Source organism: Streptomyces sp. NBC_00435 (genome assembly GCF_036014235.1).
Lineage (GTDB): Bacteria > Actinomycetota > Actinomycetes > Streptomycetales > Streptomycetaceae > Streptomyces.
The window spans coordinates 390264-414708 of sequence record NZ_CP107924.1 but is presented as its reverse complement, the minus strand read 5'-3'; the positions used below and the strand labels follow the sequence as shown (position 1 = coordinate 414708).

22 protein-coding genes are annotated in these 24445 nt (G+C 72.7%); 10 read left to right on the top strand and 12 right to left on the bottom strand.

Annotated elements, in window-relative coordinates; all coding sequences use genetic code 11:
* Positions 1-54: 54 nt before the first annotated feature.
* Both OG389_RS01900 and OG389_RS01895 read right to left on the bottom strand, forming a co-directional pair.
* The gene (locus OG389_RS01900; RefSeq protein WP_328296677.1) at positions 55-483 is read right to left on the bottom strand and encodes a VOC family protein; all 429 of its coding nucleotides are present in this window, start codon (positions 481-483) and stop codon (positions 55-57) included.
* Positions 484-586: 103 nt separating this feature from the next.
* Complete coding sequence (locus OG389_RS01895) at positions 587-1420, bottom strand: hypothetical protein (protein WP_328296676.1); 834 nt, start codon at positions 1418-1420, stop codon at positions 587-589.
* Between the two features lie 181 nt (positions 1421-1601).
* Between OG389_RS01895 and OG389_RS01890 the strand changes: the two genes are divergently transcribed.
* From OG389_RS01890 to OG389_RS01870, 5 genes are all read left to right on the top strand, one after another.
* Complete coding sequence (locus tag OG389_RS01890) at positions 1602-2093, top strand: GNAT family N-acetyltransferase (RefSeq protein WP_328296675.1); 492 nt, start codon at positions 1602-1604, stop codon at positions 2091-2093.
* A 178-nt stretch (positions 2094-2271) separates the two neighbouring features.
* Positions 2272-3036 carry a bestrophin-like domain gene (locus tag OG389_RS01885; RefSeq protein WP_328296674.1) on the top strand — a complete coding sequence of 255 codons (765 nt, stop codon included), beginning with the start codon at positions 2272-2274 and terminating at the stop codon, positions 3034-3036.
* 176 nt (positions 3037-3212) lie between these two features.
* Positions 3213-5090 (top strand): galactose oxidase-like domain-containing protein, encoded by a 1878-nt coding sequence (locus OG389_RS01880; protein ID WP_328296673.1) that lies wholly within the window; start codon positions 3213-3215, stop codon positions 5088-5090.
* A 61-nt stretch (positions 5091-5151) separates the two neighbouring features.
* Positions 5152-7158, top strand: a complete 2007-nt coding sequence (locus OG389_RS01875) for a peroxidase (RefSeq protein WP_328296672.1) — start codon at positions 5152-5154, stop codon at positions 7156-7158.
* A gap of 9 nt (positions 7159-7167) precedes the next feature.
* The gene (locus OG389_RS01870; RefSeq protein ID WP_328296671.1) at positions 7168-8127 is read left to right on the top strand and encodes an aldo/keto reductase; all 960 of its coding nucleotides are present in this window, start codon (positions 7168-7170) and stop codon (positions 8125-8127) included.
* Between the two features lie 49 nt (positions 8128-8176).
* Here OG389_RS01870 and OG389_RS01865 read toward each other — a convergent pair whose 3' ends face one another.
* Positions 8177-9067, bottom strand: coding sequence for an esterase/lipase family protein (locus tag OG389_RS01865; RefSeq protein ID WP_328296670.1), 891 nt, complete (start codon positions 9065-9067; stop codon positions 8177-8179).
* A gap of 128 nt (positions 9068-9195) precedes the next feature.
* Between OG389_RS01865 and OG389_RS01860 the strand changes: the two genes are divergently transcribed.
* A complete protein-coding gene (locus OG389_RS01860) occupies positions 9196-10503 on the top strand; it encodes a PucR family transcriptional regulator (protein ID WP_328296669.1) in 1308 nt (435 codons plus the stop codon).
* Positions 10504-10542: 39 nt separating this feature from the next.
* Here OG389_RS01860 and OG389_RS01855 read toward each other — a convergent pair whose 3' ends face one another.
* From OG389_RS01855 to OG389_RS01840, 4 genes are all read right to left on the bottom strand, one after another.
* On the bottom strand, positions 10543-11433 hold the full coding sequence (locus tag OG389_RS01855) for a glycosyltransferase family 2 protein (RefSeq protein ID WP_443059190.1): 891 nt from the start codon (positions 11431-11433) through the stop codon (positions 10543-10545).
* Positions 11434-11506: 73 nt separating this feature from the next.
* A complete protein-coding gene (locus OG389_RS01850) occupies positions 11507-12922 on the bottom strand; it encodes a L,D-transpeptidase (RefSeq protein ID WP_328296668.1) in 1416 nt (471 codons plus the stop codon).
* 192 nt (positions 12923-13114) lie between these two features.
* A complete protein-coding gene (locus OG389_RS01845; RefSeq protein ID WP_328296666.1) occupies positions 13115-14398 on the bottom strand; it encodes a neocarzinostatin apoprotein domain-containing protein in 1284 nt (427 codons plus the stop codon).
* A gap of 143 nt (positions 14399-14541) precedes the next feature.
* On the bottom strand, positions 14542-15033 hold the full coding sequence (locus tag OG389_RS01840) for an FBP domain-containing protein (RefSeq protein ID WP_328296665.1): 492 nt from the start codon (positions 15031-15033) through the stop codon (positions 14542-14544).
* 71 nt (positions 15034-15104) lie between these two features.
* On the opposite strand from OG389_RS01840, the gene OG389_RS01835 reads away from it, so the two are divergent.
* The 3 genes from OG389_RS01835 to argG all read left to right on the top strand — a co-directional run bounded on the left by OG389_RS01835 (position 15105) and on the right by argG (position 18481).
* Positions 15105-15686, top strand: coding sequence for a TetR/AcrR family transcriptional regulator (locus OG389_RS01835; protein WP_328296664.1), 582 nt, complete (start codon positions 15105-15107; stop codon positions 15684-15686).
* 59 nt (positions 15687-15745) lie between these two features.
* On the top strand, positions 15746-16921 hold the full coding sequence (locus OG389_RS01830; protein ID WP_328296663.1) for a GDSL-type esterase/lipase family protein: 1176 nt from the start codon (positions 15746-15748) through the stop codon (positions 16919-16921).
* Positions 16922-17032: 111 nt separating this feature from the next.
* On the top strand, positions 17033-18481 hold the full coding sequence (gene argG / locus OG389_RS01825) for an argininosuccinate synthase (RefSeq protein ID WP_328296662.1): 1449 nt from the start codon (positions 17033-17035) through the stop codon (positions 18479-18481).
* A 261-nt stretch (positions 18482-18742) separates the two neighbouring features.
* On the opposite strand, the gene OG389_RS01820 is transcribed toward argG, so the two are convergent.
* From OG389_RS01820 to OG389_RS01800, 5 genes are all read right to left on the bottom strand, one after another.
* Positions 18743-20074 (bottom strand): MFS transporter, encoded by a 1332-nt coding sequence (locus OG389_RS01820; protein WP_328296661.1) that lies wholly within the window; start codon positions 20072-20074, stop codon positions 18743-18745.
* A gap of 117 nt (positions 20075-20191) precedes the next feature.
* Positions 20192-20794 carry an RNA 2',3'-cyclic phosphodiesterase gene (gene thpR / locus OG389_RS01815; RefSeq protein WP_328296660.1) on the bottom strand — a complete coding sequence of 201 codons (603 nt, stop codon included), beginning with the start codon at positions 20792-20794 and terminating at the stop codon, positions 20192-20194.
* A gap of 112 nt (positions 20795-20906) precedes the next feature.
* Positions 20907-21395, bottom strand: coding sequence for an isochorismatase family protein (locus OG389_RS01810; protein WP_328296659.1), 489 nt, complete (start codon positions 21393-21395; stop codon positions 20907-20909).
* A gap of 22 nt (positions 21396-21417) precedes the next feature.
* Complete coding sequence (locus tag OG389_RS01805) at positions 21418-22629, bottom strand: serine hydrolase domain-containing protein (protein WP_328296658.1); 1212 nt, start codon at positions 22627-22629, stop codon at positions 21418-21420.
* Between the two features lie 77 nt (positions 22630-22706).
* Entirely contained in the window at positions 22707-23870 is a 1164-nt protein-coding gene (locus OG389_RS01800; protein ID WP_328296657.1) for an ROK family transcriptional regulator, read from the bottom strand.
* A gap of 232 nt (positions 23871-24102) precedes the next feature.
* On the opposite strand from OG389_RS01800, the gene OG389_RS01795 reads away from it, so the two are divergent.
* Positions 24103-24441, top strand: coding sequence for a YciI family protein (locus tag OG389_RS01795; protein WP_328296656.1), 339 nt, complete (start codon positions 24103-24105; stop codon positions 24439-24441).
* The last annotated feature ends 4 nt before the right edge of the window (positions 24442-24445 follow it).

Genomic DNA, 24445 nt, shown 5'->3' with positions numbered 1-24445 from the left:
GCCGGGCTGGAAGGAGTTCCCGAGGAACTCGGTCCCCACAGCCGTCAGATGCCCTCAGTCGACGCAGAACTCGTTGCCCTCGATGTCCAGCATCGGAATGCAGGAATCGTCGCCGTCGTACAGCGTCCGCACGTGTACCGCGCCGAGCGGGACCAGGCGTGCGCATTCGGCCTCGAGCACGGCGAGGCGCTCCGCACCCACGAGTCCGGTGCCGACCCGCACATCGAGGTGCACCCGGTTCTTGGCGGCCTTCCCCTCGGGGACGCGCTGGAAGTACAGCCGCGGGCCCACACCTGAGGGATCACCGCAGGCGAACCACGAATCCCGCTGCTCGGGCGGCTGTGAGCGACTGAAATCGTCCCACGTGGCGAAGCCCTCCGGTGGCGGCGGTACGACGTACCCCAGCACCTCGCACCAGAACCGGGCGAGGCGCTCGGGTTCCGCGCAGTCGAAGGTGACTTGGAACTGCTTGATCGGCGCCATCAGTCCTCTTGGTGATCCGGGTCCAGGCCGGCGGGCCTGTCGCATGATCACCCGAGCCTGCCACGTGATCACCGGAGGGCTCAAGCGCTTTCCGGCGTCCGGGTCAGCCCTGGCCCGCGCCGCCGTTCTTGATCAGCTCGGTGATGTCGGCCGTCTCGGAGGCGGGCGGAGCGGCGATCTGCTTCGCGACGCCGAAGGAGACGAAGTCCACGTTGACGCCGACGTCGCCGTAGGTCTGGTTCAGTCGTGCGGGCATGCCCTTGTCGTCGACCCAGATGTCGGAGACGAGCTCGGTCGCGCCGCTCCCGCCGATCGCGCCGAACACCGACTTGGCGTCGCCCAGTTTGTCGAGGGGAACGGTGGCGCGGTAGTGCACGGCGCTCCTGCCGTTCACGTCCTCCGTGCCGACCTTGGCGACGTTGCTGGCCCACTTGAGCGATTTCAGCCCGGCCGTCGGGTCGTTGTTGCCCGCCTTCATACCGGCGGCGCCCTTCTCGCCGAGGACGGCCGAGGCTTCGACCTTCAGCCAGCTCTTGCCCGCGAAGGGGCCGCTCGGCGCCGGATCGATGCCGTAGTAGTACGCCCCGTCGACCAGCCTGTAGGTGATCGTGCCGTCGGCGACGAGGTCCTCCATCTGGAGGTCCTTGGCCGACATCTCACCCTCCATGGCGAGGCCGTTGCCCCACGAGTAGACGCCGTTCAGCTGCGTCGGTACACCGCCCGTACCGGGCATCGTGACGCTCATCCTGATGTCGGCCGACCCTGCCTTGGAGGCCTCGTCAGAGGCCTTCGTGAGCGCCGCGACCAGCGTTTCCGCGGAGTCGACGGCCTGCTTGCCCACCGAACCGCCCACGGACGCGCCGGACGTACAGCCGCTCAAGCCCGCCGTCACGATCAGGGCCGCCGCGATGCCCGCGGTCACCGTTCCTGTCTTCATTCCCACCCCTTGGATCTTCGGCCCTCGTCCCCCCGGACAGGGTCCCGTCCTCACACGCTCGCACAACGCACCGCTTTTCAGGGTGACTTAATCATCATGTCGCCCCCGCCACGATGTTCCCCGCCGGGGGCCCCGGAAATCCCCTCGAGGTGGTGCGGACAGCCCGGATACCATGCCCGGCATGCTGCGACTCGAACGCCTCAGGGCCGATCACGAAGCCACCCTGCTGGCCTTCGAGCGGGAGAACAGGGCGTACTTCGCGCGGTCCGTGCGGGACCGCGGGGACGCGTACTTCGCGGAGTTCGCCGCCCGGCACCGTGCGCTCCTCGCGGAGCAGGAGGAGGGTTCCTGCCACTTCCACCTGGTGCTGGACGAGGCCGGAGAGCTGGCCGGACGCGTCAACCTGGTCGACGTGGAGGACGGCTCGGCCGAGCTCGGCTACCGGATCGGCGAACGCGCGACGGGTCGCGGCACGGCCACGGCCGCCGTGGAGGAGGTCTGCCGGCTCGCGACCACGCGGTACGGGCTGCGCGTGCTCACGGCGGTCACCACGCTCGACAACGCGGCATCGGCGGCGGTGCTCCGGCGGACCGGTTTCACGGTGGTGGGGGACCTCGTCCTCGACGGCCGCCCCGGGCGCGGCTACCGCAGGGCGCTCGCCGGCACGGGCTGAGCGGCGCCGCGCGCACGGGGCGGCAGGAGCCGCCTGGTGCGTACGGGTGACCGCCCGCCGGTGGCGCGTCACCCCATCGGTTGCCCCGGCGCGCGCGCACGGCGTTGATCACCGAGTCTGTTGATCACTGGCAGCGTGCGCTGCCCGTCGGCCCCCGCACTGAGGAGTCCCCGGCCCCATGGCTGTCGCCGCCGTTCTCTCCGTCTTATGCGCCGCCCTCGTCGCCATGGGCGCCGCGAAACTGGGCCACTACATGGCACGCAACCGCGGCATGCCGGACGTGGGCCCGGCCGTCGGCACCGCCGCGGGTGTGGTCTTCTCCTTCTTCATCCTCACCCTGGCGTTCCTGATGGTGAGTTCGGCCCAGGACCTGGCGGTCGCCCGCAAGGGCAACTACGCGGAAGCCGGCGCCCTGATAGACCTCTACCTCGCCGCCGACCGGATGCCCGCGCGGACGAAGGGCGAGGTGCGCGACCACTCCTCGAAGTACGCGCACATGGTCATCGAGCGCGAGTGGCCGAGGATGACGGACGGGGAGACGGACGACGAGACCTGGGCCATGGCCTACGGGCTCTACGAACTGGTCGCCAAGATCCCGGCGGACACCCCGCCGAAGGCGGTGGACGACGCCCGGGACGCGGTCACCCGGCTGCTGGCGCAGCGCAGGGTCCGGGTGGCCGACATCCAGGGCGGGCTGCCCAGGATCATGGTGGTCACCCTGATCGGCGCGGCCGTCCTCTCGGTGGGCTTCCTGGTGCTCATCGGCTGGCCCAGGGGCGTGCGCGGGATCCTCGGCATCGCCGCCCTCGGCGGCATCTGCGGTTACGGAGTCTGGCTGGTCCTCCAGCTCAACCACGCCTACGCGTCGGGCGTGCACGTCGATCCCGACGCCTTCCACGAGGCGCTCCGCCGGATGGCGTTCGTGAAAGCACACGGGATCTGAGCTTCGCCGCACCCGCACCGCCGTAACCCCGCACTGCCGCACCCCCGCACTGCCGCACCTCCGCACTCCGTACGGCCGTACCCCCCACTGCCGTCCGGCCGGACAGTCGTCCCGCGCTTCGGCGTCCCCGCGCGCGGCGCGGCCCGTCCCTCTCTCCCTCCACGTAAGGGTTCCCCATGTCCCGTCCCGGAGCCGCCCGCGCCCTGGTCGCAGGCACCCTCCTCAGCCTGCTCCCCGCGTGCCCCGCCGCCGCGCACGAAGGACCGTACGATCCGGGCGCCGCCCTGCGTGCCCCGCACATCGCCCCGGACCGGGTGCGGCGCGAGATCAGCCCGGACGAGCGGCGCAACCTCGGCGAGGACCATGCCGAGGAGCACGCCCGTACCCGCCTCGCGCTGCGGGACGCCGCCGACTACCCGGACACCACCCGCCGCGCCCGCCTCAAGGCCCTGACCGAGTCCCAGGCCGAGGGGAACGCGGCGCTCGCCCCGGAGGTGTACGGCGCGTTCAAGGAGTACTTCGATTCCCCGGACTTCGCCGCGCACATCGCGCTGCTGCCCACCGGCAAGGTGCTGCTCTTCTCCTTCGAGCGGATCGAGACCAACCCCACGAAGGAACCCGCCCCCACCAACACCATCGGCGCGACCAACGCCGGCCGCGCCTTCCTCTGGGACCCGGCCAAGGGCACCGGGGAGAGCGCCTTCACCAAGGTCACCCCGCCGGTGGTGGACATGCCCGACGGCACCCATTCGCCGCGCCCCGCGCCGTTCTTCTGCTCCGGCCACGCCTTCCTGCCCAACGGCATGCTCGGCGTCTTCGGCGGGAACCTCGGGGCCAACGGCGGCAGCGGCGCCAAACTCTCCCTCGTCTTCGACCCGTGGACCGAGACCTGGACCCGCAACCAGGACATGGCCACCGGGCGCTGGTACCCCTCCGTGGTGACCGCCGCCGACGGCCGCCAGCTCATCATGTCCGGCCAGTCCGAGCTGGGCTGGGGAACCCCCACCCCGCTCGTGGAGCGCTTCCCCGCCCTCGGCCGCCCCGTGCCCCGGGACAAGAAGGACGTCCCGCGGGACGTTCCCGCCGGGCTGTTCAAGGCGAAGGCCCCCTTCACCCGTGACTACCCGCAGCTCTTCTCGCTCCGCGACGGCCTGGTCTACGGCCTCGGCCGGGTCCACAACGAACAGTGGGCCTTCGACCCCGTCGACGAGTCCCGCACCGATCTGCCGCCCCGCCCCGACGGCAGCTCCCGGCTGTACGGGGGAGCCGTGCCGCTGCCCGGCGGTTACGAGGGACCCAACGCGGCCCTGATCATCGGCGGCGACCGCACCGATCCGAACACGTACAAGCTGTCCGAGGGCCGCTGGAGCATCGACAAGCCCCGAGCCTTCGGCCGGACCCAGGATAACACCCTGCTGATGCCGGACGGGACCCTGTTGACGGCGAGCGGCGGGTACGACATCCGCGACTACGGCAACGGCGTCCTCAACCCGAACGCCGACCTGAAGTACCGGCAGTTCGAGATGCGCGACGCACAGGGCAACTGGAAGCTCGGCCCCGCCCAGCGGCTGCCCCGCGGCTACCACTCCAATGCCGTCGTCCTGCCCGACGGCCGCGTCGTGGTCACCGGGGACGAGCTCCAGCAGCTCGCCAACGATGCCGACATCCAGGACGGGATGAACGGCACCATCGAGATCTACGAGCCCGCCTACCTCCACCGGGGCGCCCGCCCCGTGCTCGACAGGGCGCCCACCGAGGGGATCGCCTACGACAGCCGCTTCCAGGTCACCACGAGCACCCCCGGCCAGGTCAAACGCGCCGTACTGCTGGCGCCCACCACGGCCACGCACGCGGTCAACACCAGTCAGCGCCACCTGGAGCTGCGGGTCAAGGGACGCTCCGGAGACACCCTCACCCTCCAGGCCCCGCCGAACGCGGCCTCCGCGCCGCCCGGTTACTACATGCTCTTCCTCCTGGACGCCAAGGGCGTGCCCAGCGTCGCCCGGTGGATCAAGCTCGACGCCGGAGCCCCCGCCGCGCCGCCGCTGCGCTGAACCCGTCCTGCCCCTCCGCATCCCCATCTCCCGTACCTCCTTCCCCCCTTGGAGCAAGCCGATGGCTCTCGCCGCGTCGCCGTCCCCTGGCTGCCCCCACGCCGGACCCGCCCGCAGGACCGTGGTCCAGGCCGCGGCCCTCGCCGCCGGCATGACCGCGGGCCTCGCGCCGACGGCCTGGGCCGCCCCGGCCCCGGCCCCGGCCCCGGCCCCGGCGGCGGCCGCGGAGCCCGGGCGCGCGGGTGCCGCCCCGGACGCCCTCCCGCTGCGCACCGACCGCAAGTCCCAGGGCGACATCCTCGCCGGATTCCGCAAGGACCACGCCTGCCTGCTCTTCCTCCACTTCGGGGACGCGGACAAGGCCCGCCACTGGCTGAGCCGGCTGCTGCCCTCCATCTCCACCACGGAGGAAGTCGCCCGTTTCAACCGGGCCTTCAGCAAGGCCCGCCGACGCAGCGGCGGCATCGACCCCGATTCCATGGCCACGCTGTGGACCGGCCTCAGCCTGACCCATCCGGGGCTCCGCCTGTTCGCGGGCAAGGAGCCCTTCCCCGCCGCCCCGCCGGCTTCGAATGCCGAGGCCTTCACCCAGGGCTGCGCCGCCCGGGCCCAGCAGCTCGGCGACACCGGCACCAGCGCCCCGCAGTCCTGGCTGTTCGGCGCCGAGGAGCCCGGACGCGCGGTCCACGCGGTGCTCACCCTCGCGGCCGACCAGCCCGAACGCCTCGCCACCGCCGTCGCCGAACACCGCGAGGGCGCGGGCGAGGCCGGCGCGACGGTGCTCTTCCGGCAGGACGGGGCCACCCTCCCCGGCGAGCTGCGCGGGCACGAGCACTTCGGCTTCCTCGACTGCATCAGCCAGCCCGGCGTACGGGGCTTCGACGAGCCCGACCCGGCCACCGGAACCAGCGTGCTCGGCAAGCCCGGCACCCGGCTGATCCCCGCCGGGGAGTTCGTGATCGGGCACGAACGCGTGGGCCAGCGCCCCACGGGCCTGCCCGCCTGGGCCACCGGCGGCGCCTTCCAGGTGGTACGCCGGCTCGCACAGGACGTGCCCGGCTGGTGGACGCAGGTCGCCCTGCGCCTCGCCGAACTCCAGCGCGCCGGCTCCGCACCCGCCGACGCCGACCGGGAGTGGCTCGGCGCCCGCCTGATGGGCCGCTGGCCGGGCGGAATGCCGGTCTCCCTGTGCCCGGCCGCGGAACGACTGCCCGAGCCGGGCGAGCACCCCGACGCCAAGCTCGACTACAGCGACGACCCGCAGGGCTGGCGGATGCCGCTGTTCTCGCACATCCGCAAGGGGAACCCCCGCGGCGGCCTCGTCCTCACCCCGGGCCGCCCTCCCGTGGCCCAGGCGGACCTCGACGCGCGCCGCCTGATGCGGCGTGGAATCCCGTACGGCCCCGTCTACGAGCCCGACCTGGGCGAGGGGTACGGTCCGGAGGACTCGCGCGGACTGCTCTTCGTATCCCACCAGGCCGACCTCGTAGGACAGTTCGAGCTCGTCGTGCGCAAATGGCTCAACGACCCGGACTTCCCGGCCGGCCGCAACCCGCGCACCGGATCCGACCCGGTGCTCGGCCCGGACTCGCCCATCGCCTTCGAGACCCCCTCTTCGGACGGCGCGGGCAGCCGGGCCAACACCCTGTACTTCGGGCGGTTCGTACGCACCGAGGGCTCGGTCTACGCCTTCAGCCCCTCCCTGCCCGTCCTGCAGGCCCTGGCCAAGGGCGAACTCGACGACTCCATCGAATTCCACACCGGCTCCGTGCTGCGCCCCGGTGACGTACTCGACGCGGGGAAGGTCCAGCTGACACTGGACAGCTCCGGCGACCTCGCACTGCTCGACGCCGAGGGCCGCCGTACGTGGCACAGCTCCACCGGTGGAGTCGGTCACGACGCCGTCCTCACCCAGGACGGCGAACTGGTCGTGCGCGATGCCGACGGGCGCCCCGCCTGGTCCAGCGGAACCACCGGCCACCCGGGCGCGCGGCTGTTGCTGCGCCCCACCGGAGAACTGGTGCTGCTCAACGGCGACCGGGTGCTGTGGAACGCGTCCGCCTCATAGGGTGGCGGCATGGCGAACACGGCATCAGTGGCAGGCGACACCCGGCTGATCTACGGCTGCATGGCTCTCGGCGGCAGCTGGGAGCCAGGCCCGTACGGGGCCGAGGACATCGACGCGGCCGAGTCGGCGATCGAGGCCGCACTCGACAGCGGCATCACCATGTTCGACCACGCCGACATCTACCGGCACGGAAAGGCGGAAGCCGTCTTCGGCGAGGTCCTGGCCCGCACCCCCGGCCTGCGCGAGCGCATCACGCTGCAGACCAAGTGCGGGATCCGCCTCGCCGACGGCGACCGGCCCGGGATCTACGATCTGCGGGGCGCCACCATCACCCGGCACGTGGAGGAGAGCCTGACGCGGCTGCGCACCGACGTCGTGGACATCCTGCTCCTGCACCGGCCCGACCCCCTGGCCGACCCGCGGGAGACCGCCGAGGCCCTCACCTCCCTGCGGCGCCAGGGCCTGGTAAGGGAGTTCGGGGTCTCCAACATGAGCGCTGCGCAGATCGCCCGGCTGCAGCGGCACCTCGACTTCCCGCTCGTGGCCAACCAGCTGGAGATGAGCCTGGACCGGCGGGACTGGCTCGAGGACGGGGTCCTGGTGAACACCCCGGCCGCGGCCGCCGTCGGCTTCCCGGCCGGCACCGTCGAGTACTGCACGGCGAACGGAGTGCGTCTCCAGGCGTACGGATCGCTGGCCCAGGGCCGGTTCACCGGGCGGGAGTCGAGCGTGGGGGAGCGCGAGACCGCCGAACTCCTGCGTACGCTCGCCAAGGCCAAGGACACCACGCCGGAGACGATCCTGCTGTGGTGGCTGCAACGCCACCCTGCCCGGATCGCCCCCGTCATCGGCACCGGGCGCCCGGAACGCATCCGGGCCTGCCGCGACGCCGCGCTGCGCACCCCCGACCTCGGCCACGAGGAGTGGTACTCCCTGTGGCTGACGGCCCGGGGCGGGCCGCTCCCGTAGGACGGCGGTGTCCGGCGCGGCCGTGCCCCGCGGCCGCGCCGGACACGCTCTAGCCGGGCGAGCCGACCGCGCACACCAGGATCGGCGTGGCACGGCGCGGGTCGAGGCCGTTGCGCACCATGTGCCAGACGTTGAGGTCGTAGGCCTCGCCGATGTGGCCCACCGGGTCCAGCGGGCAGTAGTCCTGCACGTACTGGTTCCTGACCCCGGGCTCGCGGACGAAGGCCGTATCGGTCGGGGTGACGAGCTCGTCGTAGCGCGAGGTGATGACGGTGTACGCGATCCCGGGCTGGGCCACCGGACCGTCGTTCAGCGCCTTGACGGCGGGACCGCCGGGGACCTCGTCGGCCAGCACCGGGATGCCGACGGTGGTCACGATCCTCTCCATGGTCTCGCGCCCGAGCAGTTTGTCCCCCAGGTCCAGGAGGCCGGCGGCGTTCGTGCCGTGGGTCGGGGGAGCGATGGCCACGACCGCCTTGATGTGCGGCTGAATGCCCTGCATCTTGGCGAGGTAGAGGGCCTGGAGCCCGCCTTCGGAGTGGCCGACGACCGAGACCTGGGCCGCGCCGGTCGCGCCGCGCACCTTCTCCACGTACTCCTTGATCTCCAGGTTGGAGACGGCCACCGGCTTCAGACCGCCGGCCAGCGGGAAGCCCTCGTAGGCCCCGTAGGTCAGGGCGAAGGTGCAGTAGCCGCGGGCGGCGAGGTCGGCCTGGAGGAAGTTGAGGTCCTCGTACCAGGTCGCGAAGGTGCCGTGGAGCAGCACCACGGGCTCGGGATGCGCGGCGCTCGGCCGGCAGGAGAAGTCGTTGATCCCGCCTCCCGTGACTCCGTCGGTGGCGGCGTGCGCAGGGAAGGCGGCGGCGAGCACGAGGGCCAGTGGGAGGGCGGCCCTGGTGAGCAGGGTGCGGGTGCGCGACGCACGGGAACTGCGGCCCATACGGCATCTCCTGACGGGGGGTGGAGTCCTGGTCGGACTGCACAGAATGCTCCGGTGCGCCGCCCGTGTCCCCTGGCAGTACGCGCAGAATGCTTCCTCCCGCGTTTGTGCGCGGTGACAATGCGGGGATGGACGACACAGGTGTGGTGGTGGCTGTGGCGGCGGGTGCTCCGGAGGGTCCCGCGGTGGGCGCGGCCGCGCCCGGCGAATCCGTGATCGCGGAGCGGCTGCCACCGGGTTTCGCCGCGTCACTGCTGCCCCGGGTCCCGGAGATCGCCGCGGCGACCGCCGCCCGCCTGACCGCCGAGATCCCGTCGTACCGGCTGCTGCCCGACAGCGTCCTCGGCGGCGACCTCGTCGCGAACACCGAGGCCGTGCTGAGGCTGTTCCTCACCGCAGCCGCCGAAGGCCGCCCGCCGACCGAACAGGAGCTGGCCACACCGATCGCCTGGGGCGCCGAACGGGCCCGGGACGGCGTCCCGCTGGAGGCGGTGCTACGGGTCTACCCGCTCGGCGCCCGCCAGGCATGGGAGCTGGCCACGGCCGGCCCCGAACCCACCACCGATCCGTTCGCGCTGGTCACGGGCCTGCTCGCGTTCCTCGGCGAGGTGATGCCCAAGGTCGCCGAGGCCTACCTCCGCGAACAGGCCGACCTCGACTGGGAGCAACGCGAGCACGGTCGGAACCTCGCCGGGGTCCTGCTCGCCGGCCGCCCGGCGCGGCGCGCGGCCGAGCGGTACGGGCGCACGCTCGCCGAGCGGTACGAGGTGGTGGTCCTGCGGCTCCCGGAGGCACCCGGCGGCGCGACCACCCGCATTCTGCGCGCCGTGCGCTCCGAACTGGACGGCAACCCCGAGGTACTGGCGACCTTCAAGGGGGACGGCGGGGTGCTGCTCGTCCCGCTCGTCGCGCCCGGGCCGGGCGGGGGAGGCGCGACCCGGAAGCTGCTCACCAGACTCGACACGGCGGCCGAACTGCGCTGCACGGCGGCGGCCGCGATCGCCGAGGACCACGGATCGATCCCGCGGGCCCAGGCGGAGGCGTCCGAAGTCCTTTCCCTGGCCGAGGACTTGGGACGTCCGCCGGGTCTCTACCGGCTGGCCGACCTCGCCGTCGAGTATCAGCTGGTGCAGCCCGGCCCCGCCCGCGACGCCCTGGCCCGCGTCCTCGCGCCCCTCGACGGCCAGCCCCATCTGATCGCCACGCTGCGGGAGTTCATCGCGGCCGGCTACCGGCGGGGCGAGGCCGCCGAGACCCTCAACGTCCACCGCAACACCCTGACCTACCGCCTCGGCCGCATCCGTCTGCTCACCGGCCACGACGCCACCGACCCCACTGCCGCCGGCCGCCTCTCGGCCGCCCTCACGGCGTACGACGCGACCCACCGGGGCGGGCTGGGGCCGGGGTCGGGGCCGGGAAGCGGGCGCGCGGGGTAGCCTGAGCGGCGCGAGCGCGCCATTCGACGCAGAGCGGGCTCAGAGGACCGGGGGCCGGCCGGCGGCGGTGAGACGGGCCACCGTGCGCCAGCGCAGGGGCCGGCGCGGCTGGTCGCGACGGGTCGCCCAGCCCTCGCGGAAACCCTGGAGGGACTCCTGCCGTCCGCCGCCCCGAACGCCGCGCAAGGCCGTGACGGCCGCCCAGATGCCGAGGTAGACGGGGACGAGGGGGCCGGGGAGGTTGCGATGGGCGAGCCAGACGCGGTTACGGGCGGCCAGCCGGTGGAAGAGCGCGTGGCGGGTGGGGCTGGTTACGGGGTGGTGCATCCGGACGTCCGCCGCGTACCAGCCGGTGCGGCCCTGGTCCCACAGCCGGTACGCGAGGTCGATGCCCTCGTGGTAAAGGAAGAAGTCGGCCCAGCCACCGGCCGCGTCGAAGGCGTCCCGGCGGACCATGACCACGCCCTCGGTCATGGTGGCGACGGTGCCGGACCGTCCAGGATCGCCGGTGCGCAGGCGGGGCACCCAACGGCGCGGTGTCGTGGTGTCGTCGGGGCCGGTGAGCCGCGGCTGGACGTACGCCGCCCGGGGGTGGCGGCGGGCCTCGGCCACCAGCCGGGACAGGACGTCGGGGCGGGGGAAGGACGCGTCGTTGTCGAGGAAGAAGACGAACTCGCTGCCCGTGTCCCGCAGGGCGAGCGCGCCGCGGTTGCGTCCCTCGGGGATGCCGAGGTTCTCCGGGAGCGTCACGACCGCGGCACCGGGGACGGAGAGCGAGGGGCGGCAGCCGTTGCCGACGATGACGAGGCGCAGGTCGACGTCCTGCTGCGCCAGGAGCGTCCGGACAGCCGCGGCCTCCTCGTCGGGCCGGTCGTTCATGGTCAGGAGGACGACGTCGATGCCGGTCACGGCGGGGGAGGATGCGGGCACGGCACGGATGTTACCGAAGCGGGCCCACCGGGCTGCCGGCCCGGCCGGGCCGGCAGCCCGGTGGGCCCGTCCCTCAGGTGAGGGGGTGCAGCCTCGACGGTCCGTGGGCCGGCGTGTGCGGGGAGGCGGCGGGGGCGAGCGGGGAATCGGCGTGGGCCCCCAGGGCGCTGCCGGCCAGCCAGGCCGGCCAGCCCAGGTTCCAGTCCCCGAACCCGTTGTCGAACGGCGCCATCGGCTCACCGCCGCTGTTCAGCACCGACACCACGTCGCCCTCCCGCACCGTGCCGAAGAACCAGGCCGCGTCCGCCGTGCTCATGCCCGTACAGCCGTGGCTGACGTTCTCCTCGCCCTGCGCCTCGACCGACCAGGGCGCGGCGTGCACGTACTCGCCGCTCCACGTCACCCGGGTCGCGTAGAAGACGGGCAGGTCGTAGAACTCGCTCGTGCCGCGCTTGATGCCCACGGTGTCCCCGCGCATCCGGACCTTGTACTCCTTGCCCAGGACGACCTTGATGCCACTGCGGGTCAGGAAGCCGGCCTTGCCGGTGGTCACCGGGATGGTCCGCACGACCGTGCCGTTGCGCCGTACCGTCATCTCGTGCGCGGCGGCGTCGGTGACCGCCTCGATCCGCTCCCCGATGGTGAACCGCAGGGACTCCGAGGGTCCGCCGTACTCCCGTTCCCCTTCCCGTTCCCCGACCTCGACCCCGTCGAGCCCGCTGAGTACGCGTACTTCGGCGTGGGCGGGCCAGTACGTACGGGGCCGGTAGTGCAGCGTCGAGTCGTCGACCCAGTGCCAGGCCCCTTCGACCGCCGGCTCCGAGGTGACCTGCAGCGCCCGCTCCACCCGGGCCCGCGCGGGCCGGTCCGCGGCGGGCACGGGGAGGCTCAGGGAGGCCGTCACGATCTGTCCCGCCCCGTACGTGCCCGGTTTCGGCCCGAACTCGGCGGTGAGCCGGTCGTCCCGCGCCGCGGGCGCGGTCCGGAACATCATGGTCACGCCGACCGGCGTCCCCGCCGCGTCCTGCGCGCCGACCCGGACGGTGTAGGTCTCACCGGCCCGCAGCGGCTCGGTGTTGGCCCAGCGGTGACCCCGGGCGCCCAACGCTCCGCCCACGTAACGCCCGTGGCCGTCGTGGACGGTGACGTAGGTGAGCATCCCCGGTCCGGCGAGGGTGATGTCCAGCGGGCTGGCGGCGTCGGTGGGCAGCACGACCGTGTGCGCGGCCGCCCGGGCCGCGCCGCCGTAGGAGGGATCGCGCACCACGGAACCGGCGCCGCGGGCGGTGGCCCGGACCAGCTGCTGCTCCCGTCCGCCGCACAGTTCGGCCCGGAACGCCTCCATCGCGCACCGCCGGCTCCCGTTGTCCAGGACCCGGCCGACCAGCAGCTCGACGGAGCCGGCCGGTTCGCCAGCGGAGGGCCGCCCGTCGTCGGACTGGGGCGCGGCGGCGACGACGAAGAGCGCACCGGCCACCGCGCCGGCCACGCTCCACGTCCTGCCCCGTCGCCGAACTCGTCCACGGTGTGTCGATGGCATCGTCGTCACGCAGCCCTCCCAGATCGCCTACGGCCGGATGGCAGCATCAAAACGATTTCCGGGCAGACCGATGATCATGAACTCGGTCCGTGGGGCCGAATGGGCACGGAAGACGACTCGTACGGAGCACATCGAGTGCGCTCAGCCGGCCGCCGGAGCGAACTCCAGTCGGTGGCGCACCGCATCGGGCCCCCGCACCCGGGTTCCGAACACCACCAGCTCGCAAGCGCCCCTGGCGCGGCAGTCGACGGTGCGGCCGTCGATGGCCGTGAACGTCGCGGAGAGGACGATGCGCTCGTCGAGCCGCCCGCTGTCGGTGGTCGCCGGGGGCCTGCTGCGGGGGCGGCAGCCGAGGGTGTCGGCGGATCCGGCGGCGCACTCCATGACCAGGGAGTGGTACTGGGGCTCGTACCCCCTGCCCGTCGCGTGCACCGTCTGCCCGTCCATCAGCGCCTGGTCCGGGTCCACCCGCAGGGTCGGCGGGGCCTCCGGGCGGCCGTCCGGCCGGAAGCGCAGCGGGACGGCGGTCAGCACGGTCCCGTCGTTGTCGGTGAGCGCCAGCGTGCACGGACGGGCCGCCGGAGCGGTCCGGCAGTCGAAGGAGCCGGTCGGCGTGTCGACTTGGGCGTAGAGCTTCTTCGGCGAGAGCTGGTAGGTGCCGTCGGGGTACACGCGGAACTGGCGGCCGGTGGCATCGTCGCAGACACTCCCCGAGGCCTGGGGAGCGCACTGCTTGACCCAGACGTACGCCTTGGGCGGGCCGCCCGCGACCGTGAACCGGACGATGTCGCCGTCCAGGAGCCCGGTGGTCCGTCCGACGTCCAGCCGGGCCCCGGTGAAGGACGGCGGGCCGACTGGGATCGGCTGGATCCGGACCCCGTCCCCGCCCGGGGACACGGGTCCGGACGCCGGTGCGGGTGCGGACGCGGCGCCGGCCGACGTACGGACCGGGGTGCTCCAGCCCTCGGCGCCACGGCTCCGCACCGCGTGGCACAGCGAACCCCGGGAGGCGAACAGCAGCTCCAGGTCGCCCGCCGGGTTCTCGAAGGCGCGCGGGGCCGTCCCGCCGCCGGGACTCACGGGCGTCGCGCTCACCCGCCGCCACGGCCCGTACGCGCCATCGGGCGCGCCCTGCTCGCGGTACCAGACGAAGGACGGTCCCGCCGTCGCCGTGGCGTCCTGGAAGAGCCGCAACTGGCCGATCCGGCCGTCGCCGCGGTCCACGGACACCAGGCTGCCCGGCACCGCGTCGCCCGCCGGCCCCTTCGCGCCCGCATCCGCCGCGCAGGCGGCCGCGGCGGGTCCGGCCGCCCGCGCCGCCACGGGTGCCACCGCGAGCCCGGCGCACGCGAGCAGCAGTGCCACCGCCGTACGTGCCAGCACCCCGGCCCGGCCGCCCCGCGGCCCTTCGCGCCCAGAGTTCATCTACGCCGCCTCCCAGCCCTCCCCGGCCGGCCCCTCCGGCCGGGGAGCATCCTCACGGCGTACGGGGTCCTCCTGCCAGCGGGCCTTTCCGGCCACCGGACCTCCGCGGCGGCCGGGTCGGGGGCCGCCGGGTGCCCACGGGGTCAGCCCGTGATGTTGGCGACGAACGTGGCGAGGTTGGCCGTCGTCCGCTGGATCTTCTCCTCCAGGGTGAGCGACTCGTGGAGCCGGGCGCCGGGGCCCGCGTCCTTCCGGTCCCGCAGGTAGAGCGAACAGGCGAGGTCGTCGCAGATGTACGCGCCCACGGAGTTGCCCTGCTGCCCGGCCTTGCCGGCCTTCGGCGCGACCATCAGGGAGACGCCGCCCGTGTGGGTGGTCAGGCACAGGGAACACATGCTGCGCCGCGCCTGGGAGGGGGAGGCGCCGGAGGAACGCAGCGCGAGTGCGACCGGACGGCCGTCCAGCTCCGTGGCGATGTAGGCACGGTCGGGGGCCCGGGGGTCCCGCCAGCCGAGGAAGTCCAGCTCCTCCCAGGGGCGTTCGGCCAGATCGCGGGGGACGGACAGGCGCTTGGCCTCTCCCTTGGTGCAGTTCACGAACGCGGTGCGGATCTCTTGCTCAGTCAGGGGCTTCATGAACGGCAGGCTAATTTGCCTAAATGTATTAGGCAAATGCATAATCACTATCGTCACCTAGGAGGCACATTATGGTTCGAGTGGGTCTCACCCCGGAACGTCTGACCCGGGCGGGCGCCGAGCTCGCCGACGAGGTCGGTTTCGAGCAGGTGACCGTCTCGGCGCTCGCCCGGCGGTTCGACGTCAAGGTCGCGAGCCTCTACTCGCACCTGAAGAACTCCCAGGACCTCAGGACCAGGATCGCCCTGTTCGCCCTGGAGGAGCTCGCCGACCGGGTCTCGGCCGCCCTGGCGGGACGGGCGGGCAGGGACGCCCTGGCGGCCTTCGCGGACGCCTACCGGGACTACGCCCGGGAGCACCCCGGCCGCTACGACGCCGCCCGCCTCCGACTCGACCCCGAGACGGCGGCCGCCAGCGCCGGGGCCAGGCACGCCCGGATGACACGGGCGATCCTGCGCGGCTACGACCTGGCGGAACCGGACCAGACGCACGCGGTCCGGATGCTCGGCAGTGTCTTCCACGGCTACGTCAGCCTGGAACTGGCCGGGGGCTTCAGCCACACCGCCGTCGACCCGTGGGAATCCTGGACCTGGGTCGTGGACTCCCTCGACATGATGCTGCGCGACCGGGCGGCGCCGGCCGCGAGCCCGTAACCCCTCACCCCTCACCCCTCACCCTGTAAGCCCGTGACCCCCATCAAGAGACTGAGGCGATGAGCACCGAGCGCGACTGGATCACCACTCCCGTCACCGCGGACCTCCTGCGCGGCGCCCTCGACGTGGAACGCACGGCGCACGGCCTGCTGCCGCACCGGCTGCCCGCCCGGGCCCGCACGCAGATCCCCGACGAGCAGCTGGCCACGGCCGAGGCCAGGCCCTCCGGAGTGCGACTGGTCCTCCGGACCCGGGCCACCGTCATCGAACTGGACGCGCTGCCCACCAAGCGGGCCTACCGGGGCATGCCCGCCTCGCCGGACGGGAAGTACGACCTCCTGATCGACGGCGTGCTCACGGCCCAGGCCACCGTGCCCGGAGGCTCGGTCCGTACCGTGGACCCGGCCACCCAGTCCGTCGAGGACCGCCAAGGGCCTCCCGGCACCGCCCGGTTCACCGGACTGCCCGCCCGTGACAAGGGCGTCGAGATCTGGCTTCCCCACACTGAGGTCACCGAACTGATCGCCCTGCGCACGGACGCCCCCCTCGCGCCGGCGCCGGACAGCGGGCGCAGGGTGTGGCTGCACCACGGAAGTTCCATCAGCCACGGCTCGAACGCCCTCCACCCGACCGCGATCTGGCCGGTCATGGCCGCGGCCCGCGGCGGGGTGGACCTCGTCAACCTGGGCTTCTCGGGCAGCGCACTGCTGGACCCCTTCACGGCCCGCGCGATGCGTGACGCCCCCGCCGACCTGATCAGCGCCAAGATCGGCATCAACATCGTCAATCTCGACGCGATGCGCCTGCGGGCCTTCGCCCCGGCGGTCCACGGCTTCCTCGACACCATCCGCGAAGGGCACCCGAGCACACCGCTGCTGGTCGTCTCCCCCTTGCTGTGCCCGATCCAGGAGGACACCCCGGGCCCCCTCGCGCCCGAGTTCGACGGCCGGACCCTGCGGTTCAGGGCCACGGGCGACCCGGCCGAACGTGCCGCGGGCCGCCTGACCCTCGGCGTCGTCCGGGAGGCGCTCGCCCGGATCGTGGGGGAGCGGGCGGCCGAGGATCCTCACCTGCACTACCTCGACGGCCGCGACCTCTACGGCGAGACGGATCACGTCGAGCTGCCGCTGCCCGACGCGCTCCACCCCGATCCGGCGGGCCACGTGCGGATCGCCGAGAACTTCGCCCGGCACGCGTTCGGGGCCGGCGGCCCCTTCGCCCCCGAGGCCGGCTGAGGTCCTGCTGATGTCCCGCCGCGGGCGGGACGAGGGTCCGCCCGCGGCGCGCGACGGGGCCGCACACCCCCCGACTTTGCATGATCATGCATCATCACGCATACTCATCCCATGTCAAAGGTTCTCACCTCCCTGCCCACCGGCGAGCGCGTCGGTATCGCCTTCTCCGGCGGCCTCGACACCTCCGTCGCCGTCGCCTGGATGCGCGACAAGGGTGCCGTCCCCTGCACCTACACCGCCGACATCGGCCAGTACGACGAGCCCGACATCGCGTCGGTGCCCGCGCGGGCGACGGCGTACGGCGCCGAGATCGCGCGCCTGGTCGACTGCCGTGCCGCGCTCGTGGAGGAGGGGCTGGCCGCGCTCGCGTGCGGCGCGTTCCACATCCGCTCGGGCGGGCGCTCCTACTTCAACACGACGCCGCTCGGCCGCGCCGTCACCGGCACGCTGCTGGTCCGGGCGATGCTCGAGGACAACGTCCAGATCTGGGGCGACGGATCGACGTTCAAGGGCAATGACATCGAGCGGTTCTACCGCTACGGCCTGCTCGCCAATCCCCACCTGCGCATCTACAAGCCGTGGCTCGACGCGGACTTCGTCACCGAGCTCGGTGGCCGCAAGGAGATGTCGGAGTGGCTGCTCGCCCACGAGCTGCCCTACCGCGACAGCACCGAGAAGGCCTACTCCACCGACGCCAACATCTGGGGCGCCACCCACGAGGCGAAGACCCTGGAGCACCTGGACACGGGCGTCGAGACCGTCGACCCGATCATGGGTGTGCGGTTCTGGGACCCCTCGGTCGAGATCGCCACCGAGGACGTGACCATCGGCTTCGAACAGGGCCGTCCGGTGACGATCAACGGCAAGGAGTTCGCCTCCGCCGTCGACCTGGTGATGGAGGCGAACGCGATCGGCGGCCGCCACGGCCTGGGCATGTCCGACCAGATCGAGAACCGGATCATCGAGGCCAAGAGCCGCGGCATCTACGAGGCCCCGGGCATGGCCCTGCTGCACGCCGCGTACGAGCGCCTCGTCAACGCGATCCACAACGAGGACACCGTCGCGCAGTACCACAACGAGGGCCGGCGCCTCGGCCGTCTCATGTACGAGGGCCGCTGGCTCGACCCGCAGGCGCTGATGATCCGCGAGTCGCTGCAGCGCTGGGTGGGCACGGCGATCACCGGCGAGGTGACCCTGCGGCTGCGGCGCGGTGAGGACTACTCGATCCTGAACACCACGGGCCCCGCGTTCAGCTACCACCCGGACAAGCTCTCGATGGAGCGCACCGAGGACTCGGCGTTCGGCCCCGTGGACCGGATCGGCCAGCTGACCATGCGCAACCTGGACATCGCCGACTCCCGCGCGAAGCTGGAGCAGTACGCCGCGGTCGGCATCGTCGGTACGACCCACCCGGCACTGATCGGCGCCGTCGAGGCGCCCGGCAGCGGCCTGATCGGAGCCATGCCCGAGGGCGGGGCCGAGGCCATCGCCTCCCGGGGCGAGGTCTCCGGCGACGACGAGCTGTTGGACCGTGCCGCGATGGAGTTCGGCACCGACTAGTCGGCGCGCCGACCAGGTGAACGGCCCCTCCCCGCGCCGGGGGAGGGGCCGTACGGCTGCCGTAAGGCTGTGACGAGGCCCCGCGGCGGATCCGCGCGCCCTCCCGGGCGGACAAGGGACCGACCAACGGCGGGTGGAACGGGACCTTCGCTCCTCGAGGCCGGACGGCGTTCGCCCGGATTGATCAGAAGGACATTTCGATCATTCGAGGGAGCGGTGGGCCATGAGCAAGGGACTCTAGGCCGTATTCCGGCGCGCTCGTCAGGCCGCCGCAGAGGTGGTGGCCGGTTCGCGTGGGGTGGATGTCCGAGACGGGGCAGGCTCCGGGGACGGGTGTTCGGCGTGGACGGCCTCCGGCGGGAGGTGGCGCTCCAGCCGGGTCAGGGCGAGTGCGGCGCCGAGTGCGGCCACCGTCAGGAACGCCCAGGGGAGCCGGCCGTCGAGCGCGAGCAGTCCGGTGAAGAGGGACGGGGCCAGGGCTGAGGCCAGGGAGTACGAGAGCTGGTACGTGGCGAGGTAGCGGCCGCGTACGGCCTCGGGCGCGGCCGAGACCGACAGGGCGCCGGCCGAGGGGCTGTGCACCAGTTCCCCGAGCGTGTAGACGACCACGATGGCCAGCAGGGCGACCAGTGTCGCGGTCTGCCCGGGGCAGACCGTGCCGAGCACGATCTGACCTACGAAGGCGGCGGCGAAGAGCAGCGCCCCGAGGGCCGCGGCGCGGGTACGGCGGGCTCCGGAGCGGCGCACCCGGCTCGCGATGAGGATGCCGATCCCGGCGCAGAGGGCCGTGTTGACCGTGAAGGCGGCTCCGGTGAGGGAGTCGGGGCCGTGCAGCCAGGTGCTGATGTAGAGCGGGAAGAGCACGGACAGGGCCGAGTACCCGAGCGCGCTCAGGAAGTTGGTGGCGGTCAGGCCGAGGAAGGGCCGGTCGGCCAGCACCATCCGGTATCCGGCGGGCGGCCGCTTGGCCGATCCGGCCGAACCGGCCGGGCCGACCGCTCCGTTGGCCCCGCCTCGCACCGGCATCACCCGGCTGACGAGCAGTCCGGCGACCGCGAAGGCGGCCGAGTTGCCCCAGGCGGTGTACGCGTATCCGTCCGTGCCCCACAGGGCCAGCACCCCGGAGACGAGCAGGGCGCCGGCGCCCATGCCGGCGTTCTGCAGGGCCCGGATGGAGGCCTGGAGCCGGTCCCGGGCCCGGCCACGGGCCACCTCGCCGATGAGGGACTGCTGCACGATGGGGAAGGACCGGTCCGCGAGGGCGGTGACCAGCGCGACGGCCGCGAAGGCGGGGAGCGATCCGGCGATCGGGTAGAGGGCGAAGCCGAGGACCCGTACCGCGTAGAGCAGCAGGTTGACCTTCTTCGCCCCGAACCGGTCGACGGCCGTGCCCGCGAGCGGCATGACCGTGAGCCCGGCCAGGCCGGTCACCGTCAGAACGACGCCGACGAGGGCGTAGGAGAGCCCCGTGACGTAGTGGAAGAAGACGAGCGAGAAGGGGATGTACATCCCGATGCCGATCGCGCTGATTGCGACTCCGAGGAGCAGCGACCGTTCCCCCGCCACCCGTTCCTCGCCATTGCTCTTGAACACGTCGATCTCTCCCCCGATTAGATTGCTTGAAAGTAGCTTAGTGCTAAGCCGCTTTCCGTCAAGGGATCAACCGGTCGGTGCCGCGGTGCCGCGGTCCGCAGTGCGGTGGCCGGGTCCTCAGTCCGCGTCCCCGCCGCCGAGGGGCCACGCCTCGATGTCCCGGTAGTGGATCGGCCCCGGCCCGCGGCCGATGTTGCTGCCGACCAGGTGCAGCCGCTCGGTCCGCCACCGGCGACCGGTGAACGCGGCGAGTCCGGCCGCGGCCTCGACCGCGGAGGCGGTGTCGTTGCGGCGCGCACGGGCCAGCGTCAGATGGGGGCGCAGCGGCCGGTCCTCGAAGGGGATGCCGCATTCCTTGACCACGGCCCGCACATCGGCGGCGAGCAGGTGCAGCCCCTCGATGTCACCGTCGATCCCGCTCCACAGCACCCGCTCGTCGAAATGACCGCCGCCGCGCAGTGCCAGTCGTACGGGCCGGCGCCCGGCCGCCAGGTCCGCGAGCGGCGGCCGCAGGAGCGGCACCTTCCCGGCCGGGATCTCACCGAGGAACGCCAGGGTGATGTGCCAGTCCTCGATGCGGTTCCACCGCATGCGCGGGTACGCGGCGTAGGCGGGGCTCAGCTCGCGCGCGAGCTCCTCCTTCGCTTCGTCGGGCGGGGCGAGGGCGATGAACACGCGAACGGTCGCGGGCGTGGTCGCGGGCTGGATCTGTTCGTTCACAAGGGTCTTCGTACAGTGCGCGGGGCCGTGCAGTCATCTTCCGGCGGTGCGCGAGGGCGCCGGTGGTCAGCGCGGACCGGGCATCCGGACCGGCGCCCGGTCCGGCCCCGGCTCAGATGTAGTGCGCCGTGTCGCGCACGGCACCGAACCGGGGGAAGATCCGCTCCACGGTGAACTCGTGCTCGTCGGCGGCGAATCCGGACATCGCGTCCGCGACGAACTCCAGCTCGTAGTCGTGGTCGCTCGCGGCCCGCGCCGTGGACTCGACCCCCATCGTGGTGACCAGGCCGGCCAGCACCAGCGTGTCCACGCCGAGCCCGCGCAACGTGTCGTGCAGGCCGGTGCCGTGGAAGGCCCCGACGGTGCGCTTGACGATCAGGACGTCGCCGGGCCGGACCAGCCCGTCGGCGAAGCCGCTGCCGGGAGGCTGTTCGGTCACGCCCGGCCTTTCCACCCGGACCAGCACCACGGGGCGGCCGTTCGCCCTGAACGCCTCGGCCAGCCGCAGACAGCGGGTCAGTACCTCTTCACCGGAGTGCGGGGCGACGGGCAGGTCGATGATGCGGGGCATCAGGTCGATGAGGATCAGCGCGGAGGTCACGCGGGCGATCATAGGACAGGCATTACCGCATCTTGAGCGGATGCCCGGGGGTGAGGGCCACGGAGATGCGTTCCGCGATGGTCTGGGCCGAGTTGCCGGCGGGGCTCTTGGGGCCCTGTGTCACGGTGACGGAGATCGAGAGCTTGTCCGCCGGCTGGTAGGCCTGTATGGCCGCGTAGCCCGAGAACGAGGGGTTCGTCAGGATCCATCCGTTGACGACGATCACACCCAGACCGAAGTGGTGCGTCTCCGTGTTGGTCAGCTGGCAGGCAGTGGCCGGGCACGTGGACGTCTTGTGGCCCAGTCCGATCGTGCCCGGATCGAGCTGGGTCTTGAAGGACTGCGCCGATAGCAGCTCGCCGGTGCCGACGGCACGCGCCGACCGGTCCAGGTCGCAGATGTTCTGCACGAGGACGGCGCCGGGGGCGGTGGTCCACGAGGGATTCCAGAAGGTGGACTCCTCGTACGTGCCGCGCTCGGAGGTGAACGCGTGCAGGACGGGGTCCGGGATCTGCGGCGTGTACTGGTTGCTGGTCTGGCTCAGCCCGAGCGGTTCGTACACGCGCTGCGTGAGCAGCCGGTCCAGCGGCAGACCACTGATCTTCTCCAGCGCCTCGCCGAGGATCGCGAAGTTGGCGTGCGAATAGCTCCAGTTGGTCCCCGGCTTGTACAGGAGTGGCTTCCCCGTGGCGATGGCGATGACCTCGGCCGGTGTCCACTTGCGGAACGGCTTGGCCTCCAGCTCGGCGTCGAACGCGGGGTCCGTGACGTAGTCGCGCAGACCGGACGTGGAACTGCCGAGCATCCGCAGGGTGATCTCGGATCCGTGGGGTACGTCCGGAAGCCAGCGGGAGACCGGGTCGTCGAGCGAGGCCTTGCCCTGCTCGACCAGCTGGAGCAGCACGGCGCCCATGTAGACGATGGCCACGGAACCCGTACGGAAGTGCATGGACGGCTCGGCCGGGACGCCCGTCATGGATTCCCCGAGGGCCGTCGTGAGCACCTCGCGGTCGCCGGAGGAGACCCGCAGGACCACGGAGTTGAGACCGAACTCCTGCTGCGCCCGCTGGGCGATGGTGAGGACCTCGCGGGCGTCGCCCTCGGCGGGGGCGGGGGAGTTGACGCAGGTCCCGGGCGCCGCCGCCGCGGCGGCCGGGACAGCTGCGGCCCCCGCCGGAAGGGCTGTGCCCATCAGACTGGCGATGCAGAGCAGGACCGTACTGGAACGCTTCACGCCCTCAGTATGGACGGGCCCGCCGCGCGGCGCACTTGGTGCGGATACGGGCCGGTCAGCGTACGGGTACGGGCCGGTCAGCGCCGCTCGAAGGCCACGTCCCGGGCCGCGTCGAGCGCGGTCGCCACGGCGCCCAGGAGCACCGCGTCCTCACCGAGGCGGCTCGGAACCACCTTGGGGCGCAGCGGGGTCCGGTCGCGCAGGGTCCGCCGTACCGTGCGCAGCAGCAGGTCGGCGCTGTGGCCCACGCCGCCGCCCAGGACCACGAGGTCGGGATCGAGTACGGCGGCGATCGCCGCCACCGCGTGCGCCAGCCGTTCGCCCTCCACCTCGACGGCCCGGACCGCGGCGGGGTCCTTGGCGCGTGCCGCGTCGAACACCCCCTTCGCGGTGAGTTCCCCGGACATGCCGTGCGCGCGGGCGGCCTCGACCACGGCGTCGGCGGAGACGGCGTCCTCCAGGGTGTTCTTCCGCCGGTCGGGCCAGGGGAGGAAGCCGATCTCGCCGGCGCCTCCGTGCGCTCCCGTGAACAGCCGGCCCTCGCTGACGATGCCCATGCCGAGGCCGGTGCCGATCATGATGTAGACGAAGAGCCGGCTGCCGGCTCCCGCGCCGTACGTGTACTCGCCGAGCGCGGCGAGGTTGGCGTCGTTCTGTACGGTGGTCGGCACACCGAGGCCCTCGCGTATCCGGTCGAAGAGCCCGGCCCGGCCCCAGCCCGGCAGGTGCTGGGCGTAGCGCACCCGGCGGGTCTCCTCGTCGTAGACGCCCGGGGTGCCGACCACGGCCTGGGTGATCTTGTGGGCGGGTACGCCGGAGGTTTCGACGAGTTGGTGGGCGGTGTCCACGGCCAGATCGGCCATGGAACCCGAAGTGCGGGCCCGGTTGCGGACGTCGGTGCGGGTCACGACCGTGCCGTCGAGGTCGGCGAGCGCCACGCGCAGCCACTCGCGGCCGATGTCGATGCCGAGTGCGTATCCGGCGGCCGGGTCCGGGGTGTAGAGCACGGCGGCCCGGCCCCGCTCGGGGGTGTGCGTACCGGACTCGCGGACGAGCCCCGACTGCTCCAGCGCGGCGAGCGCGCTGGACACCGTGGGCTTGGACAGGCCCGTCTCCCGGGCGAGCTGGGCCCGGGACGCCGCTCCGCCGGCGCGGAGGCGGCCGAGCAGCAGCCGCTCATTGGCGCTGCGCTGCCGCTGGGGGTTCCAGGGCTGCCCGGCCTTTTCGTCACTGCTGGTCATCGGAGCATTCTCGCGCATCGTCCCGAAGTGCGTCCGGAGCACTCTCCTCGGTCCTCACCGGCCCGTTGGGCGGTCCCCTGATCGGCCGCCACGCCGTGCTGCGCAGGCGTAAGCCCGCGCGCGATCCGTGAGGAGTACCCGGAGGGGGCCGCGCGGGACGGTTCCGCAGGGGCGCCTGCGTCGTAGGGTGAGGGAGACGGCCGAAGGAGGCCAACGGCCAAGGGAGTCACCTGTGCCCCGGTACCTGATCTCGTTCGACGACGGCGCGATGACCTTCCCCGAGGAAGAACTGCCCGCGGTGGCCGAGGCCTCGCACGAGGTGGTGCGGGAGGCTCAGGACGCCGGTGTGTGGGTCTTCGGCGGTGGGGTGGAGAAGCAGCGGGCGAGCGTCGTGGCCACCGACGGGACCGTCGCGGACGGCCCGTATCCGGAGCCCAAGGCGGTCGTCGGCGGGTTCTCGATCATCGATGTGCCCTCGCGCGAGGACGCGCTGGAGTGGGCTGCCAAGATCGCCGCCGCGTGCCGATGCGCGCAAGAGGTCCGGGAGATCATGCCCGACTCGACCGTCTGACCGT